The sequence below is a fragment of the Pedobacter insulae genome (genome assembly GCF_900113525.1).
GTDB lineage: Bacteria > Bacteroidota > Bacteroidia > Sphingobacteriales > Sphingobacteriaceae > Pedobacter > Pedobacter insulae.
The window spans coordinates 17,877-34,330 of the sequence record NZ_FOPP01000003.1; the positions used below are offsets into that span (position 1 = coordinate 17,877).

General features: G+C 37.8%; 11 protein-coding genes. 5 read left to right on the plus strand and 6 right to left on the minus strand.

Features of this window, described 5'->3' with window-relative positions; genetic code table 11:
* Positions 1-43 precede the first annotated feature (43 nt).
* The 4 genes from fbp to BM207_RS05350 form a co-directional block, all read right to left on the minus strand.
* Positions 44-1,090, minus strand: a complete 1,047-nt coding sequence (fbp, locus tag BM207_RS05335; RefSeq protein ID WP_090992549.1) for a class 1 fructose-bisphosphatase — start codon at positions 1,088-1,090, stop codon at positions 44-46.
* Positions 1,091-1,113: 23 nt separating this feature from the next.
* Positions 1,114-1,605: a metallophosphoesterase family protein gene (locus BM207_RS05340; protein WP_090992550.1), complete on the minus strand. Its 492-nt coding sequence runs from the start codon at positions 1,603-1,605 to the stop codon at positions 1,114-1,116.
* 5 nt (positions 1,606-1,610) lie between these two features.
* A complete protein-coding gene (locus tag BM207_RS05345; RefSeq protein WP_090992551.1) occupies positions 1,611-3,425 on the minus strand; it encodes a serine hydrolase in 1,815 nt (604 codons plus the stop codon).
* Positions 3,426-3,506: 81 nt separating this feature from the next.
* Positions 3,507-4,211: a tRNA1(Val) (adenine(37)-N6)-methyltransferase gene (locus BM207_RS05350; RefSeq protein ID WP_090992552.1), complete on the minus strand. Its 705-nt coding sequence runs from the start codon at positions 4,209-4,211 to the stop codon at positions 3,507-3,509.
* A 33-nt stretch (positions 4,212-4,244) separates the two neighbouring features.
* Here BM207_RS05350 and purL point away from each other — a divergent pair, with 33 nt between their 5' ends.
* The gene (purL, locus tag BM207_RS05355; protein WP_090992553.1) at positions 4,245-7,967 is read left to right on the plus strand and encodes a phosphoribosylformylglycinamidine synthase; all 3,723 of its coding nucleotides are present in this window, start codon (positions 4,245-4,247) and stop codon (positions 7,965-7,967) included.
* A 217-nt stretch (positions 7,968-8,184) separates the two neighbouring features.
* Positions 8,185-9,948: an asparagine synthase (glutamine-hydrolyzing) gene (asnB, locus tag BM207_RS05360; protein WP_090992554.1), complete on the plus strand. Its 1,764-nt coding sequence runs from the start codon at positions 8,185-8,187 to the stop codon at positions 9,946-9,948.
* Here the strand turns inward: asnB and BM207_RS05365 are convergent.
* A complete protein-coding gene (locus BM207_RS05365) occupies positions 9,945-10,787 on the minus strand; it encodes an energy transducer TonB (protein ID WP_090992555.1) in 843 nt (280 codons plus the stop codon). The genes asnB and BM207_RS05365 overlap by 4 nt on opposite strands.
* A 278-nt stretch (positions 10,788-11,065) precedes the next feature.
* Here BM207_RS05365 and BM207_RS05370 point away from each other — a divergent pair, with 278 nt between their 5' ends.
* Together BM207_RS05370 and BM207_RS05375 are read left to right on the plus strand one after the other, a co-directional pair.
* The gene (locus tag BM207_RS05370) at positions 11,066-13,249 is read left to right on the plus strand and encodes a glutamine synthetase III family protein (RefSeq protein ID WP_090992556.1); all 2,184 of its coding nucleotides are present in this window, start codon (positions 11,066-11,068) and stop codon (positions 13,247-13,249) included.
* Positions 13,250-13,348: 99 nt separating this feature from the next.
* Entirely contained in the window at positions 13,349-14,536 is a 1,188-nt protein-coding gene (locus BM207_RS05375; RefSeq protein WP_090992557.1) for an AIR synthase related protein, read from the plus strand.
* Here BM207_RS05375 and BM207_RS05380 read toward each other — a convergent pair.
* The gene (locus BM207_RS05380) at positions 14,533-15,192 is read right to left on the minus strand and encodes a S24 family peptidase (protein WP_090992558.1); all 660 of its coding nucleotides are present in this window, start codon (positions 15,190-15,192) and stop codon (positions 14,533-14,535) included. The genes BM207_RS05375 and BM207_RS05380 overlap by 4 nt on opposite strands.
* A gap of 112 nt (positions 15,193-15,304) precedes the next feature.
* Between BM207_RS05380 and BM207_RS05385 the strand changes: the two genes are divergently transcribed.
* Positions 15,305-16,453 carry a hypothetical protein gene (locus BM207_RS05385; RefSeq protein WP_090992559.1) on the plus strand — a complete coding sequence of 383 codons (1,149 nt, stop codon included), beginning with the start codon at positions 15,305-15,307 and terminating at the stop codon, positions 16,451-16,453.
* Position 16,454 lies beyond the last annotated feature (1 nt).

Genomic DNA, 16,454 nt, shown 5'->3' on the forward strand with positions numbered 1-16,454 from the left:
TTTTTTTTATTCCCGAATTTACAAATTTTTAATGATAAAACAGTTACACCACCTGAACGGTATCAATATCACCTAAGGGCTTAACCGGAGAATATTCTTCCATTAAAATCTCAGCCATCTTTACCATTTTAGGCGATCCGATAAAAATCGAAGTACGTTGATGAAGTTCGGTAGGAACTATGTCTAAAATCCTGTTTAAACCGTCTGAGGCCGTACCACCTGCTTGCTCTATAATAAAAGCCATTGGATTGCACTCATATAATAGCCTTAATTTTCCATTCGGCGAAGCTGAGGTGGTTGGATACATATAAATCCCCCCTTTTATCAAATTACGATGAATATCAGCTACCATTGAACCTATATAACGAGAGGTATATGGTCTTTTTGTCGCCAAATCTTCTACCTGTGCATATTTCAAATATTTCTTTACGCCTTCTGGGAAATGCACATAATTTCCTTCATTAATAGAATAAATAGTTCCATCTTCAGGAACTTTCATGTCAGGATGGGATAAACAAAACTCACCAATGGAAGGATCTAAAGTAAAGCCATTAACTCCTTTACCAGTGGTATAAACCAACATCGTTGATGAACCATAAATTACATATCCCGCAGCAACTTGCTCAGTCCCTTTTTGTAAAACATCTGCCAAAGTAGCTTTACCCTCAATAGATTTTCTTCTGTAAATGGAGAAAATTGTTCCCACAGCAACATTCACATCAATATTAGACGAACCATCCAAAGGATCAATACATACAATATATTTAGCGTTCTGAGAAACCGGAGAATCAATTCTTACAAAATCATCCTCCTCTTCCGTTGCCACTATACAACATTCACCACCACTTGTTAAAGCAGAGATAAACTGCTCATTCGCATAGACATCTAATTTTTTCTGACCTTCACCTTGGATATTGGTAGTCCCGGCATCACCCAGAATATCGACTAAACCTGCCTTGTTCACCTCGCGGTTTACAATTTTTGAGGCAATACCAATATCTCTCAACAATCTCGAAAGTTCCCCTTTTGCGTAAGAGAAATCAGCCTGTTTCTCAATAATGAATTGACCTAAAGTCTTGATGCCACTCATAAGTACTTAGTGTATTTTATACGTTATCTATTTCCTAATTCTATGACCGCTAAGGTATGGATTTTTTCTTCTGAAATACAAAAACGAATTAAAGTTCTTACTTTATGCCATCCACTTTTTCCCGCCGCACCGGGGTTTATATGCAGACATTTAATCTTCTCGTCGTAAATAACTTTTAAAATATGAGAATGACCACTAATAAACAGCATGGGCGGCTTAGTGTAAATTTCTTTCTTTACGTTCGGGGCATAATGATTTGGGTAGCCGCCTATATGAGTCATCCAAACATCAACCTCTTCACAATTGAACCTTAAGTGCTCGGGATACTCAGATCGAATAGTGCGCCCATCAATATTTCCGTAAACTCCTCGCAAGGGCTTAAACGCTGCCAAAGGTTCTGCTACATCTGCTCCAAAGTCGCCAGCATGCCAAATCTCATCACATTGCTCAAAATGCTTAAATACCGCTTCATCTAAATAACCATGTGTATCAGAAAGGAGGCCAATTGTTTTCACGCTTACTAATTTTTTCTTAAGGCTTTAAATGTTCCATTAGGCTGAATAAACAACATCGAAGTTGCCTTTCCATTAGGTACAGCTTCGAATTTAACGCTATAACCCTTTAGATTTATTAATTCAAAAGTATCTGTATCAACATGTTTAGTTTCATATTCTGGTTGCCCGGGAACGAACACATATAAAGTATTTCCCTTGATGGTAACCTTGACTACAAGCGCCCCTAAGGTATAGTCGCCCGCAAGGTTCTCCAATTCATTCATACTGAGTTTTTTCAATTCCTTCTTAAAACTAAACATTACAGGCTCTCTATCCGCATCAAGCTGCACACTTAAACCACTTATTTTTCCCTCATTGTTACTTGAAAAATTAAACAACATTTTACTTGAAGTAGTATCTACATTGCCCATTTTATCTACATCATGAGGCTCGAAAACATCATAATGCATATGTTTAAGCTGTAATTTATTATCGCCGGCAACGGCATAAAGCGCATTTTTCTCCTCAGTTATTTTAATTAAACCATATGCTGGGTTTTCAAATGATCCTACATAGCTTTTAAGAGCATGCGAGGGATTTGTATTTAAAATCAGTTCGGTCTTTTTATTCTTTGCTTCCTGTTTCGCATTAATGCTTACCTTTTTCGCCCGGATTTTAGCTTCCCCATTCCAATCGATAGCCTTTAATTTAAACATCCGATCAGCAATAGCGTTTCTCACAATACTTGGTACTTCAGAACCATTCTGATTGGCTAAAACAACTATACCAAGTTGATCTGTCGGGTAAAACGCAACGCTTGCGGTAAAACCATTGATATTGCCACCATGTTCTACCTGATAGTGACCCCGGTAAGAACTTAACATCCATCCCAAACCATAATTGGACATATAAACATCGCTATGCTGCCCAGGAAGTCCGCCAGCCATTACCATTTGAGAACTTGCAGCCTCCCCGATATAACTGTTCGGTAAAATTTCCTTCTTCTGGTAATACCCTCCACTAATCCAAACTTTTAACCAGTTGGCCATATCATTTACACTACTATTGATACTTCCAGCCGGCCCCATTCCATTGATATTATAATAATCTATCTTTTTAATAACACTATCCTGTATAGTTACGTAAGGTAATGCAGCATCGCTGTCGTTTTGAAAAATATTGATATCGGTATTTGAACGTGTCATACCCAAGGGATCGAAAAACTTTTCTTTGATATTCTGCTCCCAGGTTTTACCACTTATCTTTTCTACAATCATTCCCTGTGCCAAAAACATAAAGTTGTTGTAAAACCACTTTTGGCGCACAGGCGCATTTGGTGTCATGTACTTAACCCGGGCGATAATACTATCTCTATTGGCAGTATTAAACAAAAGCCAAGAATAATCGTATCTCGTAAGTCCGGTTCTATGTGCCATTAAATCTCGGATAGTTATTTGATTGTTCATATCGTCGTTATAAAAGCGCAACGAAGGAAGATGGCTTGTGGCTTTATCATCTAATTTCAATTTACCTTCTTTTTCAAGTAAACCAAGTAAAGAAGCAGTAAAAGCCTTTGTACTAGAACCTATCGCAAACAGCGTATTTGGCGTTACGAGTTTTTTATTAGCAATATCGCGGTAGCCAAAACCTTTACTATATATAATATTGCTACCTTTTACAATTGCAACAGCAAAACCAGCAGCATGCTGGTCTTTTAAAACTTTATTAAGTAGCGAATCAATTCCTGCCAGTTCGTCTATTTTTGTTTCATTTTTTGGGTCTTGGGCAATAGTCGAAACAGAAGTTAGCACACACAGCCAGAAGAAAGCGATAAATTTCATAGGATTATAAGGTCGGGTTTAAAATCCCTAAACTACAAAATATTTTACGAAACGTCATTGCAACAACCAGCCATTCATCCCCTAATATCCCAAAAAGAAATCCATTAATAACGCTCTATACGCTTTCGTATATATCCTCTCCGATTCGTAAATATAGAAATGCTCATCCTCCCTTTCATTCCCAAAAAGGCTTAAACATACAATCCATCTAAAAGCTGGCTTACGTTCATCAGAGTGCAATAAGATTTTTCTTTCTACGGTAAGTCCAAATCCCGCTGCTTCAGCAATTAGCAAGCCAGCTTGCTTAACTGGCAAGATAAACCAAAAACTACCATCGGGTTTAAGCAGCTCTGAAACCTTTCTGATAAGATCTTTAAAAAACTGATCATCGGCATGGCGAGCTATCCCCTTTTTCAATTCTGCGTTTTTTAAATCATTTACAAAATAAGGCGGATTGCAAACGATAAGATTAAAAGGCCGGGGATGGTCAAATTTTTCAATTGCGGCATGGCTAAGCGCCAATCGATCTCTAAAAACTGATCGCTTAAAATTCCTGTCCGCAGTTGCCGCAGCATCTCCATCAATTTCTACGGCGTGGATGTTAGCTTTTGGGAAACGCTGAGCCAACATCAAGGCAATTACTCCGGTTCCAGTACCAATATCGAGGATGTTTAAACAGTTTTCATTTTCGGCCAATGCCGCCAATAACACTCCATCGGTATTAATTTTCATGGCGCAACCCGATTGATCTACTTCGAATTGTTTAAATTTAAAATGACTGCTCATTATTAGATATATCTATTTCAAATGTAATTATTAATGGCTAAACATGGCAGTTTTAAAATTTTAACCCTAAATTTGCAGCTTCAAAATAAAAGCATGATTCATTTCTTCATAGGTCAATCCAATGCGGTTTTTGTTTTACAAACAGAACAAGCCCTTTCTTCAACCGATATTACAAAATTAGAATGGTTATTCGGTGGTGCGAAACTACAAAGCGAAAACCTGCTAAACGGTTTTTTTGTTGGTCCACGCGCAGCTATGATCACTCCTTGGAGTACCAATGCAGTTGAAATCACCCAGAATATGGCAATTTCTGGCATCATCAGAATCGAAGAATTTGAAAAAGTAGCTGAAGATTTTTCAGACTATGACCCAATGCTTTCCCAAAAATACGACAACTTGGATCAGGAGGTCTACACCATCAACATTAAACCAGAACCTATCCTCCAAATAACTGATATTGCAGCTTATAATAAACAAGAAGGACTTTCATTAAGTGATGAAGAAGTGACTTACTTGAACTCGCTTGCAGCAAAGTTAGCACGACCATTAACAGATTCAGAAGTATTTGGTTTCTCTCAGGTTAATTCTGAACACTGTAGGCATAAAATATTTAATGGAAAATTTGTAATTGATGGGGTTGAGCAACCAACATCTTTATTCAAACTGATCCGTAAAACCTCGGAAGAAAACCCGAATGATATTGTTTCAGCTTATAAAGATAATGTAGCATTTATCAAAGGACCAAAAGTGCAGCAGTTTGCACCTACACGTGCAGATGAGCCGGCTTATTACACTACGAGTGATTTTGAATCGGTAATTTCTTTAAAAGCCGAAACCCACAACTTCCCTACCACTGTTGAACCATTTAATGGAGCGGCAACCGGTTCTGGAGGAGAAATCAGAGATCGTTTGGCAGGCGGACAAGGCTCTTTACCATTAGCTGGTACAGCAGTTTACATGACGGCTTTATCACGCCTGGAAGAAAACAGGCCATGGGAAAATGGGGTTGAGGAAAGACAATGGCTTTATCAAACGCCAATGGATATCTTGATCAAAGCATCTAATGGTGCGACAGATTTTGGCAATAAATTTGGACAGCCTTTGATTACAGGATCTGTTTTAACCTTCGAACACGAGGAGCAGAACCGCAAACTTGGTTTCGACAAAGTGATTATGCTTGCGGGAGGTGTAGGCTATGGTAAAGCTAGTCAAGCCCAAAAACAAAAGCCAACTGAGGGCGACAACATCGTTATTTTAGGAGGGGAAAACTACCGAATTGGAATGGGTGGCGCAGCTGTTTCTTCAGCAGATACTGGAGCACATGGCACTGGAATTGAACTTAATGCTATCCAGCGTTCAAACCCCGAAATGCAAAAAAGAGCAGCCAATGCCGTGCGCGGAATGGTTGAAAGTGATCACAACAGCATTATCTCAATTCATGATCATGGTGCAGGCGGCCACTTAAATTGCCTGTCTGAACTTGTAGAAGAGACTGGTGGATTAATAAACCTTGATAAATTGCCTGTGGGTGATCCCACACTTTCGGCAAAGGAAATTATTGGTAACGAATCTCAAGAACGAATGGGATTGGTTATTGGCAATGAACATATTGAAACATTACAAAAAATTGCAGACCGAGAACGTTCACCCATGTACACAGTAGGTAAAGTAACGGGCAATCATCGTTTCACTTTCGAATCTGCAAGCACTGGTGTTAAACCAATGGATCTTGCACTGGCCGACATGTTTGGCAGCTCGCCAAAAGTTGTAATGGAAGACCGCATCATTGAAAGAAAATATGAAGCAGTTAGCTATGAAGTCTCAAAATTAACGGATTATTTAACCCAGGTACTACAATTAGAAGCCGTTGCCTGTAAAGATTGGCTTACCAATAAGGTAGACCGTTGTGTGGGCGGCCGTGTAGCTAAACAACAATGTGCCGGACCATTACAACTACCATTAAATAACTGTGGGGTAATGGCTTTAGATTTTAACGGAAAAGAGGGAATCGCAACCTCAGTTGGTCACGCACCAGTTGCTGCTTTAATTGATGCCGCTGCAGGTAGCAGGGTGGCTATCGCCGAATCACTATCGAACATTGTTTGGGCCCCTTTAAAAGAGGAACTAAAAAGTGTATCTCTTTCTGCTAACTGGATGTGGGCTTGCAAGAATGAAGGGGAAGATGCAAGATTATATGAAGCGGTTAAAGCTTGTTCAGATTTTGCTATAGCGCTTGGAATCAATATCCCAACTGGGAAGGATTCATTGTCAATGAAGCAAAAATATGCAGAGGGCGACGTAATTGCTCCAGGAACAGTCATTATATCAGCAGGTGCTAACTGTAACGATATTACAAAAGTAGTAGAGCCAGTCTTGCAAAAAGATGGGGGTGCTATTTATTACATCAACCTTTCTAACGACAGTTATAAATTGGGTGGATCTTCGTTTGCGCAGATTTTAAATAAAATCGGAACAGAAACTCCTGATATTAAAGATGCTGCTCAGTTTAAAGATACATTCAATACTTTACAAAAGTTAATTAAAGAAGAGCAAATACAAGCTGGTCACGATATTGGTAGTGGCGGATTAATTACCACCCTTTTAGAACTATGCTTTGCTGACCGTGATTTAGGTGCTAAACTTGATTTATCTGCTTTAGGTGAAGAAGATAGCATCAAATTATTATTCTCAGAAAATATTGGAGTTGTTTTCCAAGCGTCGGCTGATGTAGAACCTGTGTTCGAAAAAAATGGCATTACCTGTCACAAAATCGGGGAAGTTACTTCCACGGCTACGCTGGAAATAAAAAATGGAACAGCTAATTTTAGTTTTGATATCGATCATTTACGTGATGTCTGGTTTAAAACTTCTTACTTATTAGATCAAAAACAAAGCGGTGCAGTTAAAGCAAAAGAGCGTTTTGACAATTATAAAAATCAAGTATTAAAATATTCTTTCCCAGCAAACTTCGACGGAAAAAGACCTGTTATCGATCTGAGCAAACCTCGCCCGAAAGCGGCTATAATCCGTGAAAAAGGAAGTAACTCTGAGCGCGAGCTAGCAAATGCGATGTATTTAGCAGGTTTCGACGTGAAAGATGTGCACATGACTGATTTAATTTCGGGCAGAGAAACATTGGAAGACATCCAATTTATTGGTGCTGTTGGGGGCTTTTCAAACTCTGATGTTTTAGGGTCTGCAAAAGGCTGGGCGGGTGCATTTATGTACAACGAAAAAGCAAGAGTAGCACTCGAAAATTTCTTTAATCGTCCCGACACCCTTTCTGTTGGCGTTTGTAATGGTTGCCAGCTTTTTGTAGAGCTTGGTTTAATCAACAAAGACCATGAAGAAAAACCTAAAATGCTCCATAACGAAAGTCAGAAACACGAGAGTATTTTTACTTCACTAACAATCCAAAAAAACCACTCGGTAATGCTTTCTACCTTAGCAGGGAGCACGCTAGGTGTTTGGGTATCACATGGGGAAGGTAAATTCAGTTTACCATATGCTGAAGAAAAATATAATATCGTTGCTAAATATGCTTACGAAAGCTATCCGGCCAGTCCGAATGGCTCAGCTTATAATACTGCAATGATGTGTGATGTAACGGGTCGGCATTTGGTGATGATGCCGCATATTGAGCGTTCCCTATTTCAATGGCATTGGGCAAATTACGTTAAAGGGCGTAAAGATGAAGTATCGCCTTGGATGGAGGCATTTGTAAATGCTAGAAAATGGATTGAAGATCAGGCCTAACATTATATTCCGGTCCCTGCTTTGCTCACACTGTGTCGAGTCTCCTTCTTTAGCCAATAAAACTGTATTCACCAGGATCAGTAAAATCATTAATATCAGGTTATGCTATAAATCCATAAAACTTTTACTATACTCACCTAATTATTTGTATGTTTGGCTACCTAGAAAACCAAATATAAACTGACATGGGAATTTTTTATTCGAAGGAAGCCATTATATGATGACAGGCTTTGTAGACAATACCCATACCGTAAATGAAACAAATCTGCTAAATGGAACCATTTTTGAACAAAATGAATCCTACACCATAGGCTTTTCTTACCAACAACATACCCTTCCAGTTACCTCTGCCTGTAAATTGTACACCGTTACTTTAAATGGTAGCATATATAATGATGCAGCACTTCGTGAAACACTCATTAAATATGGAGTTACCTTTAAAACCTTAACGGGCGCTGAAGTATTGATAGAATGTTATAAAAAATGGGGGCAAAGTATTTTCGAAAAGATAGACGGCTCTTATTCTTTTGTATTACATGATAGAAAGCTTAACCAATTGCTCATTGCGCGTGATACAATTGGTACAAAGCCATTATTTTACTACAAAACAAGAAAATTTTATGCCTTTGCCTCCGAAATTAAAGCGCTATGGGCCTATCCGAACATTGTAAAGAAGATAAATAGACAAGCAATTTCCACTTATTTTAAATATGGCTATTTTGCCGGAAACGACACAATTTATCAAGAAATTTATCAATTTAAGAAAGGAACAATCACTGTAATAGACCTTCACAGCGGGAATAACTACGATGCGCCAATTTTATTCATGCATGGTAAAAATTCTGAGCCAGTTCCGGCAAATGAAGAACAGATCATTGATCGGGTGGAAGAATTATTAACAGAATCTATCTTAAACCGAAACACGGAAAATATTTCTTCAGGGGTTTTGTTAAGTAGCGGATACGATAGCGCAACTTTAGCTTCCATTTTACAAAAAAATCAAAGTAAACGCATTAAAACATTTACCATTGGATTTGAAAATAAGAATTTTGATGAAGCGCCAAAGGCAAAAAAAATTGCTGAACATTTAAGGACAAACCATACAGAATTCTATTTCAACGAAAAGCACGCCACTACGATTTTAGAAAGTTTACCCAAAATTTTCGATGAACCCATTGGAGACAATAGTGTGCTACCATCTTTGTTTATTGCTGAAAATCTACAACAAGAAGTGAAAATTTTATTAGGTACCGAAGGTGGAGATGTATTATTTGGGGGTTATAAGGCTTATACCAAAGCGCTAAAGCTAGAGGCACTTAGGCATAGCGTCCCTTACTATTTAAGACCCACTTTCAACTTTTTACTTAACTATGCACCATCAAAAACCAAAGAAGCCATAAATGCAGATAATTTACTGGGCAAATATCAGAGTATAAATACTTGTTTTACTGATCAGGAAATAGAAAGGCTTCTTAATCATTCAAATTATTATAAGGTTAGGGTAAAAAAAGGGGAAAAAACATTAAAGGATCTAATGGATTATGATTTTGAGAATTATTTACCAAACAACTTATTGTACAAAGGATATAAATCCTTAAGATATTTTGGAATAGATCATAGAGATGCCTTTTTAAAAGCCGACCTGATAAACTATTTAGCACAGCTTGATGCCAATTGGTTCATAAAGAAAAAAGAGTATAAGTACTTACTTCGAAAAATCACCCACAAGTATGTACCAGCCGCTTTAATGGATGATGCGAAACGAGATTTCACCATACCCCTCCCATTATGGTTAAAAACCTGCTTTAAACCTTATGTTGAAACTTACTTAAGTGTCGAACAATTAAACAAGCATCAACTATTGAATATTGATGAAGTTTTAAGGATTAAAGCCAGGTTTTACGCTAACAGTAATATCAACAATGCCAAAAAGATCTGGCTGTTGCTGCAATTTCAATTGTGGTACGAGCAATGGGGTTAATTGCTCAATACATACCCTATCGGCATAGTATAGCGTACTCTCACAGGCTGATTGTTTTGTTGGCCAGCTTTCCATTTCGGAGATTTCTTGATAACACGGACAGCCTCTTCATCACAACCAGAACCAATACCTCTTATCACATTAACATCGCTAATGGAGCCATCCTTCTCTATCACAAAACTTAAAAAAACTTTACCCTGAATGCCATTTTCTTGCGCAGCATAAGGATACTTTAAGTTTCGTTGAATAAATTTAGACCAAGCGGCCATTCCGCCAGGAAACTCCGGATAAGCCTCGACACCTGCAACACTATATATTTCATTGCCGTTTCCCGTTGGAGCATTACCAGCTACATTCCCTTCCCCATTGCCTATAGGTGATTGGGCATTTCCCTTTTCACTAACGCCCTCTTGTGTAATATTCGAAATTATGGCATTGCTAAGTTCTGCGCTTGTTGGCGGATCTTCCACCTCTTTATTTACTACCACTACATGCTCGCTAAAGTTTACGGTTTTCAATTTTTTCTTTACCGGCTCCGCTTTGGGTAGTTCCTTTTTTTGCTCTTCCTTTTTTGGCTCTTCCTTTTTCAATTCATGAATAGGTTCCACAACAGCTATTACTACCTGGGTTTCCATTTCCTGAACAGGAGCTGGAAAAATCTTGTTGTAAATCGTTGGCCCAACAAAAAGGAAAATAAACACAGGTGCTGCTATAAACAAGGATTTCAACAAAATACCTGCAGACTGAGTTCTTAACGCGTAAGCGCCATAATTTTTGTTTCTGTTACTAAATACAACATCGAGCCACCCGTTGCCGTATAAATTTGAGTTGTTTAGCATATCTATAGGTTTTAATTTACAACTATGATGTTAGTTTTATTAAATTCCATAAATTAATTGGATTTTATTTTTTGAGATAAAATACATGAAGCTAATTTCAAGGAAGAAGCAAATTGGCAATTTTTAAGGTTTTTATAAAAAAAAGTAAAGATTTAACTTAAAATACGTAATTTTTTCCACAAAAAACCAAAAACTTATACTTTTTTCAACAAAAAATTGATTTTTGATAGGCTAAATAGAAAATAAAATATATTTTTGGATAAAATTTAAAAAAACTAATGAAAAGTCTAAGAACAATTGCGCTAAAAGAGGCTCAAGCGAGAATTTCTCCAGAAGTTAAAGCCCCATCAACTAAGATTTCAGATTTTTACGGATCGAATGTTTTTGATAAGAAAAAGATGAGAGACTTCTTATCTAAAGAGGTTTATGAAAAATTAATCTCTAGCATCGGTCAGGGAGAATTAATTAATCAAGAAGATGCCAATCAAATTGCCTCAGCAATGAAAACTTGGGCAATGGCTAAAGGCGCAACGCATTATACACATTGGTTTCAACCGCTAACAGGCTCAACTGCGGAAAAACATGATGCATTTTTTGAGCCAAGCGGAGATGGTGCAATTGAAAAATTCGCTGGAAGTGCATTAGTTCAGCAAGAACCAGATGCTTCAAGTTTCCCAAATGGCGGCATTCGTAATACTTTCGAAGCACGTGGATATACTGCATGGGATCCATCCTCTCCTGCGTTTATTATGGAAAGTGCAGCTGGAAAAACACTTTGTATTCCAACTGTATTTGTAGCGTACACTGGCGAGGCGTTAGATTATAAAGCACCTCTATTAAAAGCACTGGCAGCGATGGACAAAGCTGCTGTTGACGTTTGCCAATATTTCGATAAAGGTATTACTAAAGTAAATGCCTCACTAGGTATTGAGCAAGAATACTTCTTAGTGGATCTAGCTTTATTTAATGCACGTCCAGATTTAGCTTTAACTGGTCGTACTTTGTTTGGCCATATTTCTGCTAAAGGACAGCAATTAGAAGATCATTATTTCGGTTCTATCCCAGAGCGTGTTTTTGCTTACATGGTAGACTTTGAAAATGAGGCGCTCAAATTAGGGATTCCTTTAAAAACTCGTCACAATGAGGTGGCCCCTTCACAGTTTGAATGTGCTCCTATCTACGAAGAAATTAACTTAGCGATTGACCACAATCAGTTATTGATGGATATTATGGAGAAGGTTGCCCGACGCCATAACTTTAAAGTCTTATTACACGAAAAACCTTACGCAGGCATAAATGGCTCAGGCAAACACAATAACTGGTCGTTAATTACAGATACTGGTAAAAACTTACTAGCACCAGGAAAAACACCTAAAAACAACTTGATGTTCCTTACTTTCTTTGTAAACACAATTAAAGCGGTTCATGAGCATGCCGATTTATTGAGAGCAAGTATTACTTCTGTAAGCAATGATCATCGTTTAGGTGCAAATGAAGCTCCACCGGCAATTATATCAATTTTCTTAGGTCAGCAATTAGATGAAATCCTAGAAGAAATTGAGCATTCTCGTCTAAGTAAAAAAATTAAAGAAGACAATGGTTTATGGCTGGGCATCCCTAAAATCCCACAGATCCTATTAGACAACACAGATCGTAACCGTACTTCTCCATTTGCATTTACCGGTAACAAATTCGAATTAAGAGCTGTAGGATCTTCTGCCAATTCATCTGCACCAATGACTGTCTTAAATGCCATCGTTGCTGATCAGTTGACTAAGTTCAAGGTTGATGTAGATAAATTAATCAAGAAGGGCGATAAGAAAGATGTTGCTTTGTTAACCGTTATCAAAAGATACATTAAGGAATCTAAGGATATTCGTTTTGAAGGAAATGGTTATAGCCAAGAATGGGCAGATGAGGCTGAAAGACGCGGCTTATCTAACATCAAGACTACACCTAAGGCATTAGACGCATACGTAAGCGATAAAACAACTGAATTATTTACCAAAACAAATATTTTCAGCAAACGCGAACTACATGCTCGCCATGAAATTTTATTGGAAAGTTTCTATAAAAAATTACAAATAGAAGCTCGTGTAATGGGTGAAGTAACCAATAGCCAGATTCTACCTGCAGCTATCGCCTACCAAAACACTTTAATTGAAAATGCGAGAGGTTTGAAAGAACTGGGTTTAAGTAAAGACGCAATTGCTACCCCATTGGCTATTATCGAAGACCTTTCTAAACATATCGGCATAGTTAAAAGTAACATTGATGCCATGTTAGAACAGCGCAAAAAAACCAATGCAATCGAAGATACCCGCGATAAAGCAATTGCTTATGACGAGCAAGTAAAAGTTTACTTTGATACAATCCGTTATCATACAGATAAGTTAGAGCAAATTGTTGATGATAGTGTATGGCCATTACCTAAATTCAGAGAATTGCTATTCCTTAAATAGTTCTTATATTTTCAATTGTAAAGGCGCCCAGATTTGTAGTTTGGGCGCCTTTCAGCTTTAATCTTTCACCTTTAAGCTTAAAACCCTATCTTTGCAGCAATGAGCGATAACAGGTATAACCAGCGTGGCGTTTCAGCTTCCAAAGAAGATGTACACGCCGCAATTAAGAATATTGACAAAGGTATTTTCCCACAGGCATTTTGCAAAATTATTCCAGATATTTTGGGTAATGAAGAGCTTTACTGCAACATTATGCATGCCGATGGCGCAGGTACTAAATCGTCTTTAGCCTATACCTATTGGAAAGAAACCGGTGATATTTCTGTATGGAAAGGCATTGCGCAAGACGCGATAATCATGAATTTAGATGACTTGATTTGCGTAGGTGCTACCGAAAATATCCTTTTGTCCTCTACGATAGGCCGTAACAAAAATCTTATATCAGGCGAAATAATCGCAGCTATCATTAACGGCACAGAAGAAATTTTAGCTGAACTGAGATCCCTGGGAATTTCAATCTATTCAACGGGTGGCGAAACAGCCGATGTAGGCGATTTAGTTAGAACAATCATTGTCGATTCTACTGTTACCTGTAGAATGAAACGCGAGGATGTAATCAGTAATCATACCATTCAGCCAGGTGATGTAATTGTAGGCTTAGCTTCTTACGGAAAAGCAAGTTACGAGCATGAATATAATGGCGGAATGGGATCTAATGGATTAACATCTGCCCGTCACGATGTATTTGAAAAAGCTTTAGCCACCAGTTACCCGGAAAGTTTCGATCCTGCAGTTCCACTCGACCTTGTTTTTTCAGGAGGGAAAAAACTTACAGACGAAATTTTAGTAGACCCGGCATCTTCCTTATATGTAACAGCTGGAAAACTGGTACTTTCACCAACCAGAACTTATGCGCCCGTTATTAAAAAGGTATTAGGCCAGCATCGTGCCCAAATTCATGGCTTAGTACATTGTAGTGGTGGTGCACAAACTAAAGTACTGCACTTTATCAATGATAACATCCATGTAATTAAAGACAATTTATTCCCTGTACCTCCCCTCTTTGAACTAATTCACGAACAGTCTGGAACCGATTGGGAAGAGATGTATAAAGTATTTAATATGGGGCACAGAATGGAATTATATGTGCCGGAGGCCATCGCCGAAAACATTATTGCTATTGCAAAAAGCTTTGATATCGATGCGAAAATTATTGGCCGTGTAGAATCGGGCACCCGAAAACAAGTTACCATCAATAGTGAGAAAGGTAATTTCGTTTATACCTAAATCAGGTTTCTCGTAATTTTGCCTTTAATGATGAACATAGAGGTGATATTCTTTTTTTCCACGACTGTATCTCCTCTGAAATTCGGATTGGAAGAACGCAAGATGAGTTTTTTCGGATCCTGATGTTCATGAACGTTTTTGATACTTCTAATGCCGTTTGTCGCTGCGTCAGTCATCACCACGTAGGCTTCCCCCCACTGCAATACGTCAAAATTAGTGATCGCCTTGACCGCAATAATCTCCCCCGAAGCATACCTGGGGTACATGCTATCGCCGAATACCGGCAGATAAGCAGTGCAATCATTAAACGGCTTGTAATTCACCAGGTACTCAGCTTCTCCTTCTTTAATTAATAGATCTTCCAACCGTGAATCGTTGATACTAATATCATAGTACGGCACCCCTTCTTTGGTATCCCTTACCAGAAGGTTCTTCTTTAAAATTGGCTCACCGATGCCTTCTGTAAGCCATTCTCTATTTACATCATATAAAAATTCGAGCCTATCCTTTATCGCATTAGACACACCCATACCATCCTTGCTGCGCAAAACATCAGAGAGCGAACCAGCTTTAATCTTAAGCGCTTCAGCAAAATCGTTCTGCGTTTTAAAATGGAGCTTATCCATAATAATTTTTAGTCTTTGATTTTCAGTCATTTATGAAATGTTGATAAGATGCTCTATTTTAATTAAGAATGTCTTTAACAAAACAATAGGTTTGTAAGGCAATGCAAGGTATTAAAATTCATTACAATTAACATCAAAATTTATGGAAACCACACCAATTGAAAGAAAAACAAATGAGGAAACCTTCCTAGACGTAATTAGTAACTTTTTTGACTGCCGAAAGCTAACCGAGCATTTGATATTTCTGGATTATTGGCTTGGAAAAACAATGGCAAATCAACACCACAACAAACACCTAAACGCTAAAGACTTAGCTTTTTTATCGGCTAAATTCCAAACTTTATTAATCTCATGCCATACAATCCTTACCGAACAAACCAAAAGTTCACCTTACTTCGAAGAAACTTTAAAAATCCCTAAACACTACATCAAAACAGAGCAAAACCTACTTCTTTCTTATCCTAATTATTTGCGAACAAAAGAAATTTGTAATCCTTTGGTGGCTTTCCAGCATGTTTTCAAAAAGCATACGCTAATTTTTTATGCCATTTCAATAAAAGCATGGGCTGATGAAAATGAATCCGAAGAGCCTATGAAAGATATTTTCGAAACTTATTTGGGTTTAAAAAAAACAATTGAAGCCTGCTGGCTTATTCATGAGCGTGCAATTAGTAAACGTAGTTATAAGATTCGTCCAGATCATGAGTTTGCACTTAGTTGTCCATTACTGCTTACTGGTGAATATCTTAACGACCCCTATTTAATGGTTGAAGAGTTTTTTAGTTTTGCCGGAATTGATGAATACCGGAAAGATCTTACCAAATGGTTTAAAATTGCCTTGAATGATGAAGAAGGTTATGAGAACGCTAATGATCTTTTGTTCGTCCATAATCAAATGCTCCAGCTTATACATGCAGGCTATTTAATAGGTAGGCATCGATTACTTTACTTCCCAAAAACTAACTACACGTCTAATTTTGCAACATTTGGCCATTGGCTTTTAGCAAAAATGGAAACAAGGTCCATACAAATGCTATCTCCACATTTTAAAGAGAACCCCCTTGATTACTGCACTAAAAATTTAACGATTGATCATGTTATCAAAATTAGATATGGATTAAAAGAATGGCTAGAGGCCGCATTAAGCAAAAACAGCAATATTACAGACTTAGCGTATCCTTATATTTTTGATCAATTTGAGGAACTACAAAGAATCATGGAAGCCTTATGCCTACTTGTTACTCGCCACGCTTCTACTGATGAGTTTAACCCTACTTCAAACATTAACTAAA